The organism is Candidatus Accumulibacter contiguus (assembly GCF_036625285.1).
In the GTDB taxonomy this organism is placed as follows: Bacteria; Pseudomonadota; Gammaproteobacteria; order Burkholderiales; family Rhodocyclaceae; genus Accumulibacter; species Accumulibacter contiguus.
In genome coordinates, this window is the sequence record NZ_JAZKUC010000002.1 from 1,342,592 (window position 1) to 1,358,745 (window position 16,154).

Genomic DNA, 16,154 nt, shown 5'->3' on the forward strand with positions numbered 1-16,154 from the left:
ACGCGTCAGACGATTACATCATCGGCTTGCGTCAGGAAAACTTTAGCCAACTATTTCACGGATTCAGTCTTTTTTGCCCGCGCCCGAACATTGGCCGCGCAGGGTTTCCCACGCCGGCCAGAAGCAGGAGGCCGAGCCTGTCTGGTCATGATTGGCCTGCTTCCGGCTTCGCATCGTGTGCTGCGACGGCGTTTGCCGCTGCTCATGGACCGGGCTGGATATTCGCTGGTGGCGCGGTGATTCCCAGTGACGCGAGGTCCAGGCCGGCCTGCTCGAACTGGCTGCGCAGGGTGGCGGCGTCGCTGCGCAAGCGTGCGCGGGTCTCGGCGTCGGGGGCGATCACGGCCAGCGTGATCTGCTTACCCTGGATGTGCAGTCGGGCATCGACCTCGCCGAGTTGGGGAAGCGTCAGACGCAGCCGTGTCTGCCACTGTTCGGCGCTGTCGCCGGAGTCAGCGCCGCCGCCGCCCCTGTTTTCACGGCGACCGATCTCGTTGGCGATCTCCCACTGAATTTGCTGACCGGGCCAGACTTGTCCCTGCCATGAAAAATTCTGGGTGGCGAAGGCTTCGAGTTGCTGCTGGACGATTGTCTGTGCCTGCGGGGCGACGGGCTGGGAAGGCGGTGCGGATGGAGGGGGCTGGGGAGTTTGGGAAGACTGGGCCGACTGTCTGGTAGCAGGGTTCAAATCTGCCGGCTTGGCCTGGGTGGCCTCCACGGCGGTGTCTGACACGGCGAGTGGCTCGGCAGCCTGGGGTGATTCCTGCACGTTCACGATCGGGGTGGTCGCAAGCCGGGGCGCCGTTACTTGCTGCTCGGCCAGCCCGGGAGCCGGTATTCCCTTTGGTTCCTGCAGCAGAGTCGCCGACTGGCTGGTGGCGAGGTTCGGGGCTACCGGTCTGGTCTGCGCTTGCGTCGCCTCGGCGACGGTGTCTGTCATGCCACGGGATTCTTCTGCCAGGGACGATTCCTGTGCAGCCGTGACCTGGGGAGCCGTATCTGGTGGTGCGGCCACCAGGGGAGCCAGTTTCCCCTGCGCTTCCTGCAGCAGGGGCGTTGACTGGCTGATGGCGACGTTCGGGTCTGCCGGCCTGGCCTGCGTGGCCTCTCCGGCGGCGCCTGTGATGCCGCGAGCTTCGCTGGCCGGGGACGATTCCTGCGCGGTCGCGATCAGGGGAGCCAGTTTCCCCTGCGCTTCCTGCAGCAGGGGCGTTGACTGGCTGATGGCGACGTTCGGGTCTGCCGGCCTGGCCTGCGTGGCCTCTCCGGCGGCGCCTGTGATGCCGCGAGCTTCGCTGGCCGGGGACGATTCCTGCGCGGTCGCGATCAGGGTGGCCGCCAGCCGGGGAACGGCTGCTTGCTGCATTGCCACCAGGGGAAGCAGCTTGCCCTGTGGCTCCTGCAGCAATTGCGCCTTGCTGTAGCGGCCCTCGACCCATTCCGCCTGATGCGATTCGTAAAACATGCCGCTCTCGCTGATCGCCTGCTTGAGCAGCGGCAGCAGCTCCTGGGCGTTGGCCGGTGGGCGGGCGGCGATCGGCTGATTGCCGTTGAGCGGCAGCGCCACGGGGCCGGCGTTGCGAGCGCCGCCAAGCAGATCGCTGATCAGTTGCCCGGTGCGGCTCAGACTGGTGGCGGCCGCTTCGACGCCCCGCTGGCCGCTGTCGGATACCGTTTTTGCCAGCACCGCCAGAGTCAGCTTGCCGTTGCTCTCGGCGACCTCCAGCTCGATCGCGTCACCGCTCCTGGCGGCAAAGGGCAGGGCGAGGGTGACGCTGCGCTGGTTGATCAGCGCGCGGTAGGAGCCGTTGGGCAGCAGCGACTGGATTTCAGCCAACAAGCGCTGTCCGACGACGAGGCCGGAAAGTTTGTCGGTAATCTCCTGTCCCGGCGGCGTCGGCCGCAGGGCGAGATCGGCAGTCGGCTGCAGGCGGTTGGCGACGTCGGGGCGGATCATGGCCGTTAATATGAAAGTCGCGTCAGCGACTCACGAATCTCCCCTTCCCCCTCGCGGGGGAGGGGCTGGGGGAGAGGGAAACGGTCATGACTTTCTTGATCGGATGTATCTCGAAAAGTCATGGCCGTTAATGTGAAAGTCGCTCAAACTTCTCGCAGGACGACGCGCAGTTCGTTCAAGCGGGCCTCGACCAGCGGGCGGATGCGCGCATCGCAGCGCTGGCAATTCCCGATCAGCGTGCGCGCGCGCACGGCCTCCGCGGGTGCGAGCTGGCTTGTCAAGTTGCTTGGCAGGCTGTCGGTCAGGGCCCGGCGTGCGGCCTCGTGCCTGGCCAGCAATTCCCAGTCACCGTCTTCGGCAGCGCTGAGCATCGCCTCGGCAAGCGCCAGCAGGTGCTCGAGTGCGCTCAGCGAAGAACTCATGCGACGGCTCTTTGCTGCGCCTGGGGTGAAATTTCTCGCCAGGCACCATGAATCTCTTCGAGCAGGGCAGCGACTTCCTCGAGCGCGCGCAGATCGTTGTCGAGGTTGGCGCGCAGCAGGCGCAGCACCATGTAGTCGTAAAGGGCATGGAGGCGCTCGGCGAGTTCGCCGCCCTGTTCCAGGTCGAGGCTGACCTTGAGGCCGTTGCCGATGATGTCGATGGCTTTGGAAATGGCTTCCCCCTTGGCGGCGATCTGTTGTTGCTGCATGGCGGCGCGGGCCTTGCCGATGGCGGCCTGGGCGCCGGCGAAGAGCAGCAGAATCAGCCGGTACGGGTCGGCCACTTCGATGGCTGCATCGATACCTACCTTCTGATAGGCTGAAATCGCGTTGCGTGCATTGCCGAACATTGCGGACTCCTGGTGGATGGAACTAACTACTACTGTACTTGGGCAGGTTGGCGAGTTGTTGCGTCAGGAAATTGCTGGTCGTGGTCATTCCTGCGATGAGCGTGTCGAGTGAGGTGAATTGCTTGCGATAGCGCGCTTCGATCTGGACCAGCCGATCCGATATCACCGTCGATTGCTTGCCGAGGTTGCTGATCGACGAATTGAGTCCGTCGCTGCGGGCGGCAATCAGGCCACCGCTACCGACCAGTCCGTCGGCAACGCTCTTGACCGCGCTGCCGTAGGCGGCGACCAGGTTGGCGACGCCGTTGAGATCCTTGCCGATTGCCGTGCTCAGTTTGGCGGCATCGACGGTCAGCGTGCCGTCCTTCTGCAGGCTGACACCGATGTCCGACAGACGTTGCAGGCTGGCGCCGGCGAGTGCGGAGGGGACCTCGCCAAGTGCGCTGCGGAAGGAATTCTGTACCGTCCGCAGCGTGCTGTCGCCGTTGAGCGTACCAGCTTTCTTGCTGGCTGCATCGTAACTGCCGAGATTCCTGGCGGTGTTCTGGAAATCGTTGATCGCCTTGACCAGCGCGTTGACGCCGGTGGTCAGGCTGGTATTGTCCTTGCTGATCGTCAGCGTGGTGCTGAGCGAGGTCGCGGGCGCTTCCGGGCCTTTCAGCAGATTCAGGGTGATGCCGTCGATCGCCGTCGTCACGGTGTTGGTGGCGGACGACACCGCAACGCCATTCAGTGTGAAGGTGGCGCCGAGCGCGGCGTGCGTCTGGGTAAAGGTATCCACCGGCTCGACCGGATCCGAGCGGGTGTTGGCAGGGGCGGCGCTCCCCGACAATTCGATGAACTGGTTGCTGCCGCCGGTGTTACTGGTCAACACGAGCTGCTTACCGGAGGTGCCGTCGATGACCTTCGCCGTCACGCCTGTGCTGGCGCTGTTGATTGCGTCGCGCATCATTTCCGGGGTGGAGTCGGCGGCGATGGGGACATCCGTGGTCTTGTTGGTATTGGAACCGTCGCTGTCGCCGAGATTGATGGTCAGCGTGCCGCTGACCGGCAGGGTGCCACCGACCCCGGAAAATACGCCGCTGTCCGTGCTGACGCTGTGGTGTCTGGCCTCTGGAGCTACGTAGGACAAGCCCGTACTTCCAGAAATCTGGATGACCTGGTTGCTGCCGGCGGTGTCGCTGGTCAACAGCAGTTGCTTGCCATCGGTACCGTTGATCACCAGCGCCGCAACACCGGCGTTGGCGGCGTTGATCGCGTCGCGGATGGCCTCCGGCGTGGCGTCATCCGCGATGGTGATGTCGGTCGTCTTGCTCACGGTGACGCCGTCCGCTGTGCCGAGCGCAAGGGTTAGCGTACCGCCGTCCGAGAGGGTTCCGTTGGTCCCTGAAAATGGCGAACTGGCTCCGCCGGGAGTAGCGATGCTGTGCTGCGTGGCAAGTTGGGTCACTGCCAGGCTGTAGGTGCCGGCTACCGCGCTCGATGTCGTGGTGGCCGAAGCGATCGTCGTGTCGGCCACAGACGTTCTCAAAACCGTGAATTTCTGCGCCGCCGTCGTGCCACTGACGGGTACCAGATTCCCTGCCGCCGTTTGCATCGCCGAAATCGTTCCCTGCAGCGATCCGAGCGCCGAGATCTTGGCCTGAAAGCCGGCCTGCTTCTGTGCCAGAACGGTCAGCGGTCGTTTTTCCACCGCCATCAACTGGCTGACGATGCTGTTTACATCGAGGTTCGAGCCAAGGCCCGGTGACGAAACCGCCATGGTATTCTCCTGCAGCCGTGCGCTGCGAACTGCGAGCGAGGAAGCGGTCAGGCCGACTGTTTGACAAACAAACCCTTGATGCTGTCGAGAGCCTTGGCAATGGCCAGCATCTCCTGCGAAGGCACCTGGCGGATCACTTCCTTGGTGGCGCTGTCGATGATTTTGACCACCAGTTGCCCGGAATCTCCGTCCACGCTGAATTCCAGATTGTCATTGATCGGCTTGACAAAATCGCGAACGCTCTGGGTGGCCGCTTCAAGCTGCGTCCGGTCGGGGGGCTGCACTGGCAGCAGGGTCAGTGTGGGGTCGGTGGTTCTGGTTTCGCCCGCTGTCTTGACGTCGCGTGCCGCAGGGCTGACGACGACCAGATTGGCCTGGGGGGGTAGTGAAGCGGCAGTGGATTGGATGTTCATCTCGGACTCCTTAGGGAACAGACGCCAGGGCGCGACCGCCGGATCACGACCGCGCCCCTGATCTTAGCGCTATTTGACGGCGTTTGCTTAGCCGCGCAGCAGCGAGAGCACACCCTGCGGCAGCGAGTTGGCCTGCGCCAGCATCGCCGTACCGGCCTGCTGCATGATCTGCCCACGGCTCAGGTTGGCGGTCTCGGCAGCAAAGTCGGCGTCGAGAATGCGGCTGCGTGAGGCCGTCAGGTTTTCCGAGGTGGTCGCCAGATTGCTGACGACGCTGGCGAAGCGGTTCTGCAGCGCACCGAGGTTGGCTCGACTCGAGTTGATGTTGGCCAGCGCCGAGTCGATCGTCGCAATGGCGTTCTGCGCGCCGGTGGCGGTGCTCAGATCAACGCTGGCGATGCCGGCGCCAAATGTGGCCGTGGCAGCCGTATAGGATGAACTCAGTCCGGAGCGTGCGATGTCGGAACCACTCAGGGTGATGCCGGCACTCGCCGTCGAGCTTAGCGTGATGTTGCCTCGCGTAATGACGGCATTGGAAGATGCGGCATTGGCGGCTTCGTCGGCGCCTGCGCCGAGTTGATCTGCGCTGAAGCCGGTGGTGGTTGCCGTAGCGGTTGCGTGCGCAAAGTTGCCACTGATGCTGATGGCTTGTCCCTCGCCGGCCGACAAGGTCAGGGTGCCAGCGCCATCAGTGGTTGCCGTCACGCCGGTCTTGCTGGTCAGTGCATTGATCGCGGCGGCGACGTTGTCCCCTTGAGTTGTGGCGTCGATTCCGGCGGCAACTGCGCCAATATCGTAGCCATTGATCGTCAGATCTCCGGCAGCCAGGGTACCCACGGCGGCGGCGCCGGCGGCGGCGATGTGGCTGTTAGTGCCGCCATCGTCGCCGATGGTCAAACCGGTGTTCGTGACATCAGCACCTGTACCACGGCCGATCAGGCTGATGTTGCGGCCATCGGCAGCGGTCAGCGAGACCGCGCCCGTCGAGGTGCTGAAAGTGGCGGTGACGCCGCTCTGGTTGGCAACGGCATTGAATGCGGCAGCGATGTTGGCGCCCTGGGTGATGGTGTCTGATCCTGCTGCGATGGCCCCCAGTTTGACATTATTGACGTAAATGAAGTCGGTGCCATCGCCAGCAATGGCAACCTGTGCCGGGTCCGCGGCGCCGGTCAGCGTGGTGGCGCTCGCTTTGGCCGTGACTCCGGTCTGGCCCGACACGGCGTTGAAGGCTGCCGCTTTGGAGATGGCGCTATCGTTGCTTCCCGCAGCGGAAAGACCGTCCCGCACACTTGGTCCGATGCCATAACCATTGACGGTAATGCCGCCACTGGCGATGGAGCCCGTTTTGGTGGCGCCAGCGGTGGTTGCATTGTACGAGGAGGTGGTGCCGACGCCCAGCGCATCGGCTTTGGCGCTGGCGAGCGAACTGATCGTCAGTGCTTCGCCGCTGTTCGCCCCGACCTGGAAGGACTGCGCGTTGAAGGTGCCGTCGAGCAGCTTGACGCCGTTGAATGCGGTCTGACCAGCGACGGTATTGATCTGCTGCACCAGCGTGTCGACTTCCTGTTGCAAGGCGGCGCGGTCGGTGGCGGTATTGGTGGCGTTGGAGGCCTGTACCGACAGTTCGCGCATCCGCTGTAGCGAGTCGGTGATGCTCTGCAGGCCGCCTTCAGCGGTCTGCGCCAGCGAAATGCCGTCGTTGGCGTTGCGCGAAGCCTGGTTGAGGCCGGTGATCTGTGAACTCATGCGCGTCGAGATGGCGAGGCCGGCGGCGTCGTCCTTGGCGCTGTTGATGCGCAGTCCCGAGGACAAGCGCTGCAGCGAGGTGGAGAGCGAGGCTTGAGACATGTTGAGGCTGCGTTGCGAGTTCAACGACGCGACGTTGGTGTTGATGAGTTGGGGCATTTTCCTTCTCCTGACTGAGTCGAATTGAATTCGGGTTGTCGGTGATCTGCCTCTTGAGGTGTCTGCCGGCCCGTCCTGTGTGGCGATTGTTTCGCTGACAATTTTTCTTACGACCCATTGCTGGAAAACTTTAGCGGGCGGAATGCAAATTTCCGAGCATCGACTCCAGACCGTATTCGAACAACTGTTGCAGAGGGGCGCCCAGATACGACAGGCCGACCATCAGGGCGGCGAATCCGAGCGCGATGGTCAGCGGAAAGCCGATGGCCATCAGGTTGAGTTGCGGCGCGGCGCGGCTCAGAATCGTCAGGGCGAGGTTGCTGATCATCAAGGCGACGACGATGGGCAGCGCCAGGAGCAGCCCCGAGGAAAAGATGATCGCGCCTGCATTCGCCAGTCTCCCCAGGAGTCCGCTGCAAGCCCCTGGGTGCTGACGGGGAGCACCGTGAAGCTGTGCGCCAGGGTGGCAATCAGCATCAGGTGGCCGTTGATGGCCAGGAACACCAGCAAGGCCAGCAGTCCCATGAATTCCGAAATGACCGCGGTCTGGCCGGCGGTCTGCGGGTTATAAAAGGTGGCAAAGCCGAGACCCATCTGCAGGCTGATCAGGTTGCCCGCCATGTCCACCGCGGAGAAGACGAGGCGGATGGCAAAACCCATGGCAAATCCGACGAGCAGTTGTTGTGCCAGGATCAGCAGGCCGCTTCCCGACGCCGGATCCAGCGGCGGCATGCCGGGCAGTACGGGAACGATGGCGATGCTGATCGCCAGGCCGAGCAGCAGTCGGACCCGCGTGCTCAGGGCAGGATGGTCGAATGGCGGAGCCGCGGCGAAGACGGCCAGGATGCGCGCCAGCGGGAAGAAGAAGGCCACCACCCAGGCGTTGATCTCGGCAGCGCTCAGGCTGATCATGCGGCGTTCAGCCGATCAGGAGCGGGATGCTCTCGAACAGCCGCCGCACATAATCGACCATGATCTCCAGCATCCACGGGCCGGCCAGCAGAAGGATCAGGAACATGCCCACCAGCTTGGGAATGAAGGAGAGGGTCTGCTCGTTGATCTGGGTCGCCGCCTGAAAGATGCTGATGATCAGGCCGATCACCAGCGCGGCCAGCAGCAGCGGCGCGGACATCAGCAAGGTCATCTCGACCGCCTGGCGCCCGATATCCATGACCAGTTCGGGCGTCACGTGGCAAAGCTCGCGACCAGCGAGCCGAGCAGCAGATGCCAGCCATCGACGAGAACGAACAGCATCAGCTTCAAGGGCAGCGCTACCAGCACCGGCGACATCATCATCATGCCCATCGACATCAGCACGCTGGCAACCACCATGTCGACGACCAGGAACGGGATGAAGATGATGAAGCCGATCTGGAAGGCCGTCTTCAGCTCGCTGGTGATGAAAGCCGGGATCAGCAGGCGCATCGGAATGTCGTCGGCCGACGCAAAGTTCGCGGTCTTGGTCATGCGCGCGAAAAGGGCGATGTCGGCCTCACGGGTCTGTTTGAGCATGAACTTGCGCAATGGCACCGCCCCGCGCTCAATGGCTTCGAGGTAGCTGATCCGGTTCTCCGACAATGGGAGATAGGCATCGCTGTAGACGGTGTCGAGTACCGGGGACATGATGAAAAAGGTCAGGAACAGCGAGAGACCGATCAGCACCTGATTGGGCGGCGAGTTCTGGGTACCCAGTGCTTGCCGTAGCAGCGAGAGGACGATGATGATGCGTGTGAAGCTGGTCATCATCAGCAGCGCAGCCGGCAGGAAAGTGAGTGCCGTCAGCGTCAGCAGGGTCTGGATCGACAAGGTGTAGGTCTGGCTGCCACCGCTACCCGGCGTGCTGGTCAGCATCGGCAGCCCGCCGGCCTGTGCCCAGGCAGCCCCTGGCGCGACGATTGCGAGCAGAAGCAGCCAGGGGAGGTGCTTAACCGCCTTCATTCTTGCGCTCGGTGATCTGTTTCAGCCACTGCGCAAAATGCCGCTCGCCATCGCCGGCAGGTTTGAGGTCGCCTTTCGGCAGCGTGTGCAGGGTCCGGATCTGGCCTGGCACGAGGCCGACGACGATCCAGGTGTCGCCGATCTCGACGAGCACGATACGCTCGCGGGTGCCAATCATCAGACCGCCAACGACGCGCAGGGGACCGCTGCTGCCGAATCCGCGACCCCCATTGAGCTTGCGCAGCAAGTACGCAGCAAGAAACAGAACGCCGATGACCAGGACCAGAGCCAGAATGGTCTGCAGCAGCATGCCTGTTGAAACGCCTGGCTCGGCAGCCTGCGCGCAGGCATTGCTCGAAAACAGTGCGAGCAGCAAACGGCCCACCCTGTGGGTGCCGTCGAGACAGATGGGTTGGCAGTGTCGAATCAAGTGGGTCGGCCAGACTGTGGTGCTGCTCACTATCTTAAAGCAAGTGGGGAGAAGGTCAAAACATCGTGATCGGACAGCAATTGCTCGGCAGAGACGCTCAATGTCCGATCTTGCGAGCCCGTTCGGAGGGCGTCACGATATCGGTCAGGCGAATGCCGAACTTGTCGTTGACCACCACCACCTCGCCCTGTGCAATCAGCGTGCCATTGACGAAGACATTCAGCGGTTCGCCTGCCATGGCATCCAGTTCGACGACCGAACCGTGTGCGAGTTGCAGAAGGTTCTTGATGGTAATCTTGGTGCGCCCGAGTTCGACAGCGATCTGGACGGGAATGTCCAGGATCATGTCGAGTTCGTTCATCATCGAGGTCTTGTGGTCCGAATCATCGAAACTCGGGAAGATGTTCGCGGGCTGCGCCCTGGCGGCTGGTGCCGCTTCAGCCATGGCCTGCTCAGCCATCGCCGCCGCCCAGTCATCTTCCGCGTCGTCGGTTGCCGAAGTCGCGAAATCGTCTGTTTCCTTAGCCATTGCTTTCTCCCAGAGGGGCCTCCGCGTTCTCGGAAGCCATGAAGCGGTCGATCTTGAGCGCGTATTGCCCCCTCTGCTGACCGTAGCGGCATTCCATCAGGGGCACGTCGTCGACCAGTGCGACGATTTTATCGGGGACTTCGAGAGGGATGACATCGCCGACTTTCATCGTGAGAATCTCGCGTAGGCTCACCGTTTGCGTTGCCAGTCGCGCCGTAATTTCGACTTCGGCATTGATCAACTGCTTGCGCAACATGATGATCCAGCGCCGGTCGGTGGATAGCTGATCGCTCTGCATGGCGCTGTACAGCAGGTCGCGAATCGGTTCGATCATCGAATACGGGAAACAGATGTGCATGTCCGCGTTCGAGCCGCCGAATTCCAGCGAGAAGGTCGTTGCGATGACGATCTCGGACGGTGTGGCGATGTTTGCGAACTGCGAGTTCATTTCGGAGCGGATGTACTCGAAGGTGAGATGGTAGACCGGCTTCCAGGAGCGGGTGTACTCGCTGAATACGACCCCCAGCAGTCCCTGAATGATGCGTTGTTCGGTCGCGGTGAAATCCCGGCCTTCGACGCGCGTGTGAAAGCGGCCATCGCCGCCGAACATGTTGTCGACCACCAGAAAGACCAGGCTGGGGTCGAAGACAAACAAGGCCGTACCCCGCAGCGGCTTGGCGGCGACCAGGTTCAGGTTGGTCGGTACCACCAGGTTGCGGGTGAATTCACTGTATTTTTGTACACGTATCGAGCCGACCGAGATCTCGGCGCTGCGATGCATGTAGTTGAAAAGACCGATGCGAAGGTAACGGGCAAAACGCTCATTGACCAGTTCGAGCGTCGGCATGCGCCCCCGGACGATTCGCTCTTGCGTCCCGAGATTGTAGGGACGGGGACCCTCGCCAGCCTCATCAACCGCCTCGGGTTCGTCGGCTTCGCCGCTGACGCCCTTGAGCAGGGCGTCGACTTCATCCTGGGAGAGGAAATCGGCGCTCATTGCGGCTTATTGAATGATGAACGAGGTGAATAGCACTTCCCTGATTGGCCCCTCACGGTTCTTCCCTTTGCCGGCAGGGTCGAGAACGCCGTTCATTTTCTCCATGATCTCCCGCGCGAGCTTCTCCTTGCCTTCGGTACTGATCAAATCCGAGGCCTTCTTGCTCGACAGCAGCAAGGTCAGGTCGTTGCGCAGCTTCGGCATGTAGGCTTTGAGCTGGTCACCTGTCTGCGGATCGTCGACTTCGACCGACAGAACCAGTTGCAGGAACTGGTCACCACGTTCCGGGACGAGATTGACGGTAAAGGCATCGAGTGCGATATACACTGGCGCTGCATTCCGGTCGACTTTCTTCTTCTTGACCGGCTTGACTTTTTCCACGGCGACTTCGCCGTCATCGTCGACCTGCTCGGGGGAATGCCTCAACAGGAGGAAGGCGCTTACCCCGCCGATGCCGAGTACCAGCACCAGGACCACGATGATGATCAACAGTTTCTTGCTGTTCTTCGCTGGCGGGGCGTCCACGCCCTCGCTTGCGGGCTTTGCATCCTTGGCCATTCAGCAGTTCTCTCCCTGGGTTTTGCAGCCTGGTCCATTCCGATACACGCTGGCTGCGGCCCGGCTGGACGACTGTTGCTATGCAAAAATGTCGATCAGTCCGCGGCCACGCTGCGTGACGAAGGTCTTGCCCGACAGGACGTTGACCGAATCGCTGCCAAGTATAGCGTTATCGGCCAGCGGGCGGGGCCGGTGCTGCGGCTCTGGTTGCCCGTCTGACTGCTGACGGAACGACTCGCTGCCGACACTGACTTGTCCGAGGGCAATTCCCGTTCCGGCGAACATCTCGCGCAGGCGCGGCACTGCCGTTTCGATGGCGCCACGAACATCGGCATTGAGCGAGACAAAGTGAGCGCTGGCGCCGTCCTTGTCCAGGTTCAGGGTGATCTCTATCGACCCGAGCTGTGGTGGATGGAGGGTCAGTTGGGCGAGCTGCTTTTCGTTGCTCGCAAACCACAACAGCTTCTGACCCAGATCGCTGGCCCAGGACGGATCATGAAGTGGTGTCTGAAGATGATGAGGGATGTCGTGGGTGAGTGCTGCACCACTCACGAAGTTGCCGGGCAAACTTGCGAGTGTGCTCGGGCTGCTGGCCGGAGCGAATGGCGGCTCGGGCGGGTTCGACCCGGATCGTTCGGGGGAGGGCCAGGTTGCGAGCGTGCCCGGGCTGCTGGCCGGAGCGAACGGCGGCTCGGGCTGGCTCGACCCGGATCGTTCGCTGGAAGGCCAGGCTGCGAGCGTGTCCGGGCTGCTGGCCGGAGCGAACGGTGGCTCGGGCTGGTTCGACCCGGATCGTTCGGAGGAGGACCAGGCTGCGAGCGTGCCCGGGCCGCTGGCCGGAGCGAACGGTGGCTCGGGCTGGCTCGACCCGGATCGTTCGCTGGAAGGCCAGGCTGCGAGCGTGTCCGGGCTGCTGGCCGGAGCGAACGGCGGCTCGGGCTGGTTCGACCCGGATCGTTCGGGGGAGGGCCAGGCTGTGAGCGTGCCCGGGCTGCTGGCCGGAGCGAACGGTGGCTCGGGCTGGCTCGACCCGGATCGTTCGGGGGAGGGCCAGGCTGTGAGCGTGCCCGGGTCGCTGGCCGGAGCGAACGGTGGCTCGGGCTGGTTCGACCCGGATCGTTCGGAGGAGGGCCAGGCTGTGAGCGTGCCCGGGCCGCTGGCCGGAGCGAATAGCGGCTCGGGCTGGTTCGACCCGGATCGTTCGGAGGAGGGCCAGGCTGTGAGCGTGCCCGGGCTGCTGGCCGGAGCGAATGGTGGCTCGGGCTGGTTCGACCCGGATCGTTCGCTGGAGGGCCAGGCTGCGAGCGTGCCCGGGCCGCTGGCCGGAGCGAACGGTGGCTCGGGCTCGTTCGACCCGGATCGTTCGGGGGAGGGCCAGGCTGCGAGTGTGCCCGGGCCGCTGGCCGGAGCGAATGGCGGCTCGGGCTGGTTCGACCCGGATCGTTTGGGGGAGGGCCAGGCTGCGAGTGTGCCCGGGCCGCTGGCCGGATTGCGCAGCTCGGGCGTGTTCCACCCCGATGGCTCGGCGGAAGGTACGGCGGAAGGTACGGCGAATTCGGCAACGGCAAATTTTGCCGGTTTGTCGTCAGAGGCCAATGGTGTCGATGCCGCAGGCTGCCGCTCATCGCCGGTCTGCGCTCTGATCTCCGGGGTCTCTGGAGCGATTCTGGTAGGGGTCGATGGCAGCAGTGCTTCTGTGCGAACCGACCGGGAAGGGTCGATCTCCGGGTTTGTTGCGAGCACCGAACTGCCTGGCTGTTGCGCTGGCGGGAAGCCGAGAGTCGCCAGGAATTGTGGATCGGTGGCAGTCGCAGCCGTGCCGGCGTCGGCAATGGCCAGCTCGCTGTTGTCTGGCTGATCGTCATCGGGCAAGGGTTTGGCGGCGACGAATGGCTGGCCGAGCAGCATGCTGGCAAAGTCGAGGCCGCTGTTCATGTGCTCAGTCGCAGGCGTGCCTGCGCTTCCGACGGACATTTCCTGGATGGGCGGCTTGACGAATGTTGAAACGACGGCAATGGTCATGATCAATCGCTTTACTGTAATAGTCGCGTCAGCGACTCACGAATCTTTCCTCCCCACTCGCGGGGGAGAGGGAAACAGCCATGAATTTCATGGTCGTTCGCAAGGTTCTGCAGCGCTGTAAAAGCAAATATCGTGCCAAAGTTGGGTCAACAATCCTCTTCGCGGTCGTTGCGGCGGGCGGCAAACTCGTCCTGAATCCTTTGCTCCTGACGAAATTCCTGCCGTGCTTCGCTGGCGCGATGACGTTCGGAGAGGGCGTCGAAAGCTTTCAGCCGTGTCCGCTGCCGTTGCCATTCTGCCTGGCCGGCGGCGGTGTGCATTTCCTGCTGGCTGACGGACTGGAGCTGCTGCTGGATGGCCTCGTCGAGACGGTTCAGAAATTCCTGGTAGTTGCGCCATTCGGGTTGTCCCAGTCCGTTCTGGGCAGCCTGCCGAAAGCGGGCCGTGTATTCCTCGCGATACTGCAGCAGCATTGCGAGCTTTTTCCTGGCGTCACGTTCCGCAGCAAGCAGGCGAGCGAGCGATTGCGTCGCCTCGTCGTTGCGATTGCGCATCAGCTCGAGTACCGTTTGCAGGGAGAAGGGTTTGGTCACGCGGAAATCACCGACTGGTCAATCGGAAGGTCGCTTCAATGAAATACCAAGGGAAGGCAGGAGGCTCACGCAGCCGGCTCGAACAAGGCGCGCAGACGCGCAACGCTGCTGCCGAAATCCGCGCGCTGGCTCAGGTTCTGCTGCAGCAATTCCTCGAATCGCGGATAGATGACGATCGCCTGGTCGAGCTGCGGGTCGGAACCGGCAGCGTAGGCTCCGACGCTGATCAGGTCGCGCGACCGCTGATAGCGTGAAAAGAGACCCTTGAATTTGCGGATGTACTGCAGATGCGCTGGACTGACCAGATTGACCATGGCGCGCGAGATCGATTGTTCGATGTCGATTGCCGGATAGTGACCCGCATCGGCGAGCGTCCGCGACAGCACGATGTGGCCGTCCAGGATTGCTCTTGCGGCATCGGCGATGGGATCCTGCTGGTCGTCACCTTCGGCCAGCACGGTGTAGAAGGCGGTGATCGAACCACCGCCTTCGAGGCCGTTGCCGGCGCGCTCGACGAGCTGCGGCAGGCGTGCGAAAACCGATGGTGGGTAGCCGCGAGTGACCGGGGGTTCGCCGATGGCCAGAGCAATCTCGCGCTGCGCCATCGCGTAGCGGGTCAGCGAGTCCATGATCAGCAGCACTTGCCGGCCACGATCCCGGAAGTATTCGGCGATACAGGTCGCGTAGGCCGCGCCTTGCAGGCGCATCAGCGGGCTGACGTCAGCCGGTGCGGCAACGACGACCGAACGGTGCAGGCCTTCCTCACCCAGGATCTGTTCGATGAACTCCTTGACTTCACGGCCGCGCTCACCGATCAGTCCGACGACAATCACCTCAGCCGCGGTATAGCGGGCCATCATTCCGAGCAGGACGCTCTTGCCTACCCCTGATCCGGCGAAAAGCCCCATCCGCTGGCCGCGGCCGACGCAGAGCAGGGCATTGATGGCGCGCACCCCGACATCGAGCGTCTCGTCGATCGGTGCTCTGGACATCGGATTGACGGGCCGACTCTGAAGTGGGCGCAGAGAGTCGGCGTGCAGGGGGCCGAGCCTGTCGAGCGGTCGGCCGGCACCATCGAGGACCCGGCCAAGCAGCGATTCGCCGACCGGAACCAGTTTGGCGCGGTCGATCCAGCGCCGGCGGGCGGGTGGTGGTCGACCGACCTGTGGGTGCTGGTGGGGGGTCTCGAGAGCGACTACCCTGGCTCCCGGTGAGAGACCGAAGACATCCTCCGATGGCATCAGGAAAAGTCGCTCGCCGTTGAAGCCGACCACTTCTGCCTCGATCGGCGAGCCACCCACCGACACGATCCGGCATGAACTGCCAAGCGGCAACTTGAGCCCCGAGGCCTCCATGACCAGGCCGTTGATCCGGGTCAGATGGCCGCTCGGCAACAGCGAACTGGCCTGACTGGCGGTTTGCCGGCAGCCATCGAGGAAGCCATGCCACGCCGCAAGGTGCCGGTTATCAGCAAGATCAGTCATCGTCATTCCAAACGGACTTCATTGTCGGGCCTTGAGCCATTCCTGGCTGACGCCGATGGCCTCGATGACGCGCCGCCAACGGGTTTCCAGGGTCGCGTCGACTTCGCTGGCACCCAGTTCGACTCGGCAACCGCCAGCAGTGAGCGTATTGTCGTCGATAATTCGCCAGTTGGCATGGGCGAGCTGCTCGCCCAGGTGGCTGCGAACCAGCGCCGCATCATCCGGGTGCACGAACAGCAGCGGCTGGCCATGATGGGGGTGCAGGGCGGTGACCGCTTCCCTGACCACCGACAAGAGCAGCTCCGGTTGCACGCGCAGGCTCTGACGCAAGACCTGACTGGCGATTTCGATCGCCAGGACCAGCAATTGATCGGCCACGCTCTGATCGATCACCGCCAGGGCCTGCTGCAGGTTGTCCATCAGCGAGGCCATGCCGGTTGCCACTGCCTGCGCTGCATTGATCCCCTCGGCATAGCCGGCGGCGTAGCCGGCGCTGTATCCCGCGGTATAGCCGGCGGTGTGTGCCTCGCGATGGATGCGCTCGATTTCCTCGGCGCTGGGCAGGGGCAGCGGCGGCTCCTGCGGCGGCGCTTCGACTTCGCAGGCCACCAGCACTTCCTCAGCCGGCGGACCGCCGGGCGCCGCCTCCAGCCCTTGTTCGGCATCGAAAGACGCCAGCTCCCAGCGCTGGTAGGCGGTCATCTTTTCTTTCGAAATCGGTTTGCTCATGTTTT

The 16,154-nt window shown here is 63.2% G+C and carries 19 protein-coding genes; 1 reads left to right on the forward strand and 18 read right to left on the reverse strand.

The features are described from left to right. Window positions 1–202: 202 nt before the first annotated feature. From V5B59_RS24925 to V5B59_RS24995, 15 genes are all read right to left on the reverse strand, one after another. Window positions 203–1,957, reverse strand: a complete 1,755-nt coding sequence (locus V5B59_RS24925) for a flagellar hook-length control protein FliK (RefSeq protein WP_332352467.1) — start codon at window positions 1,955–1,957, stop codon at window positions 203–205. Window positions 1,958–2,100: 143 nt separating this feature from the next. Beyond that, window positions 2,101–2,379 carry a flagellar protein FliT gene (locus V5B59_RS24930; protein ID WP_034908662.1) on the reverse strand — a complete coding sequence of 93 codons (279 nt, stop codon included), beginning with the start codon at window positions 2,377–2,379 and terminating at the stop codon, window positions 2,101–2,103. After that, complete coding sequence (gene fliS, locus V5B59_RS24935; RefSeq protein WP_169072023.1) at window positions 2,376–2,789, reverse strand: flagellar export chaperone FliS; 414 nt, start codon at window positions 2,787–2,789, stop codon at window positions 2,376–2,378. The genes V5B59_RS24930 and fliS overlap by 4 nt, the downstream gene beginning before the upstream one ends. A gap of 22 nt (window positions 2,790–2,811) precedes the next feature. Continuing rightward, a complete protein-coding gene (gene fliD / locus V5B59_RS24940) occupies window positions 2,812–4,551 on the reverse strand; it encodes a flagellar filament capping protein FliD (RefSeq protein ID WP_169072024.1) in 1,740 nt (579 codons plus the stop codon). A 47-nt stretch (window positions 4,552–4,598) separates the two neighbouring features. Continuing rightward, the gene (locus V5B59_RS24945; RefSeq protein WP_169072025.1) at window positions 4,599–4,964 is read right to left on the reverse strand and encodes a flagellar protein FlaG; all 366 of its coding nucleotides are present in this window, start codon (window positions 4,962–4,964) and stop codon (window positions 4,599–4,601) included. An 87-nt stretch (window positions 4,965–5,051) separates the two neighbouring features. Beyond that, a complete protein-coding gene (locus V5B59_RS24950; protein ID WP_169072026.1) occupies window positions 5,052–6,869 on the reverse strand; it encodes a flagellin in 1,818 nt (605 codons plus the stop codon). 130 nt (window positions 6,870–6,999) lie between these two features. Further along, on the reverse strand, window positions 7,000–7,275 hold the full coding sequence (locus V5B59_RS24955; RefSeq protein ID WP_332352488.1) for a flagellar biosynthetic protein FliR: 276 nt from the start codon (window positions 7,273–7,275) through the stop codon (window positions 7,000–7,002). After that, the gene (locus tag V5B59_RS24960; RefSeq protein WP_332352468.1) at window positions 7,197–7,781 is read right to left on the reverse strand and encodes a flagellar biosynthetic protein FliR; all 585 of its coding nucleotides are present in this window, start codon (window positions 7,779–7,781) and stop codon (window positions 7,197–7,199) included. Before V5B59_RS24960 ends, V5B59_RS24955 begins: the two co-directional genes overlap by 79 nt. Window positions 7,782–7,788: 7 nt before the next feature. Further along, window positions 7,789–8,058, reverse strand: a complete 270-nt coding sequence (gene fliQ, locus V5B59_RS24965; RefSeq protein WP_169072028.1) for a flagellar biosynthesis protein FliQ — start codon at window positions 8,056–8,058, stop codon at window positions 7,789–7,791. After that, complete coding sequence (gene fliP / locus V5B59_RS24970) at window positions 8,055–8,807, reverse strand: flagellar type III secretion system pore protein FliP (protein ID WP_332352469.1); 753 nt, start codon at window positions 8,805–8,807, stop codon at window positions 8,055–8,057. The genes fliQ and fliP overlap by 4 nt, the downstream gene beginning before the upstream one ends. After that, window positions 8,794–9,192, reverse strand: a complete 399-nt coding sequence (gene fliO, locus V5B59_RS24975; protein WP_288131208.1) for a flagellar biosynthetic protein FliO — start codon at window positions 9,190–9,192, stop codon at window positions 8,794–8,796. The genes fliP and fliO overlap by 14 nt, the downstream gene beginning before the upstream one ends. Window positions 9,193–9,334: 142 nt before the next feature. Continuing rightward, window positions 9,335–9,766: a flagellar motor switch protein FliN gene (gene fliN / locus V5B59_RS24980; protein WP_034919144.1), complete on the reverse strand. Its 432-nt coding sequence runs from the start codon at window positions 9,764–9,766 to the stop codon at window positions 9,335–9,337. Next, window positions 9,759–10,763: a flagellar motor switch protein FliM gene (gene fliM, locus V5B59_RS24985; protein ID WP_034919146.1), complete on the reverse strand. Its 1,005-nt coding sequence runs from the start codon at window positions 10,761–10,763 to the stop codon at window positions 9,759–9,761. Before fliM ends, fliN begins: the two co-directional genes overlap by 8 nt. A gap of 6 nt (window positions 10,764–10,769) precedes the next feature. After that, window positions 10,770–11,321: a flagellar basal body-associated FliL family protein gene (locus V5B59_RS24990; protein ID WP_169072031.1), complete on the reverse strand. Its 552-nt coding sequence runs from the start codon at window positions 11,319–11,321 to the stop codon at window positions 10,770–10,772. 78 nt (window positions 11,322–11,399) lie between these two features. Beyond that, window positions 11,400–11,873, reverse strand: a complete 474-nt coding sequence (locus V5B59_RS24995; RefSeq protein WP_169072032.1) for a flagellar hook-length control protein FliK — start codon at window positions 11,871–11,873, stop codon at window positions 11,400–11,402. On the opposite strand from V5B59_RS24995, the gene V5B59_RS25000 reads away from it, so the two are divergent. Next, window positions 11,854–13,179 carry a hypothetical protein gene (locus V5B59_RS25000; RefSeq protein ID WP_332352470.1) on the forward strand — a complete coding sequence of 442 codons (1,326 nt, stop codon included), beginning with the start codon at window positions 11,854–11,856 and terminating at the stop codon, window positions 13,177–13,179. The genes V5B59_RS24995 and V5B59_RS25000 overlap by 20 nt on opposite strands. A 310-nt stretch (window positions 13,180–13,489) precedes the next feature. Here V5B59_RS25000 and fliJ read toward each other — a convergent pair whose 3' ends face one another. The 3 genes from fliJ to V5B59_RS25015 form a co-directional block, all read right to left on the reverse strand. Continuing rightward, window positions 13,490–13,936, reverse strand: coding sequence for a flagellar export protein FliJ (gene fliJ, locus V5B59_RS25005; protein ID WP_034909479.1), 447 nt, complete (start codon window positions 13,934–13,936; stop codon window positions 13,490–13,492). A gap of 65 nt (window positions 13,937–14,001) precedes the next feature. After that, window positions 14,002–15,420, reverse strand: coding sequence for a flagellar protein export ATPase FliI (gene fliI, locus V5B59_RS25010; protein WP_169071669.1), 1,419 nt, complete (start codon window positions 15,418–15,420; stop codon window positions 14,002–14,004). Between the two features lie 18 nt (window positions 15,421–15,438). Beyond that, window positions 15,439–16,149, reverse strand: coding sequence for a flagellar assembly protein FliH (locus V5B59_RS25015; protein WP_169071668.1), 711 nt, complete (start codon window positions 16,147–16,149; stop codon window positions 15,439–15,441). Between the last annotated feature and the right edge of the window lie 5 nt (window positions 16,150–16,154).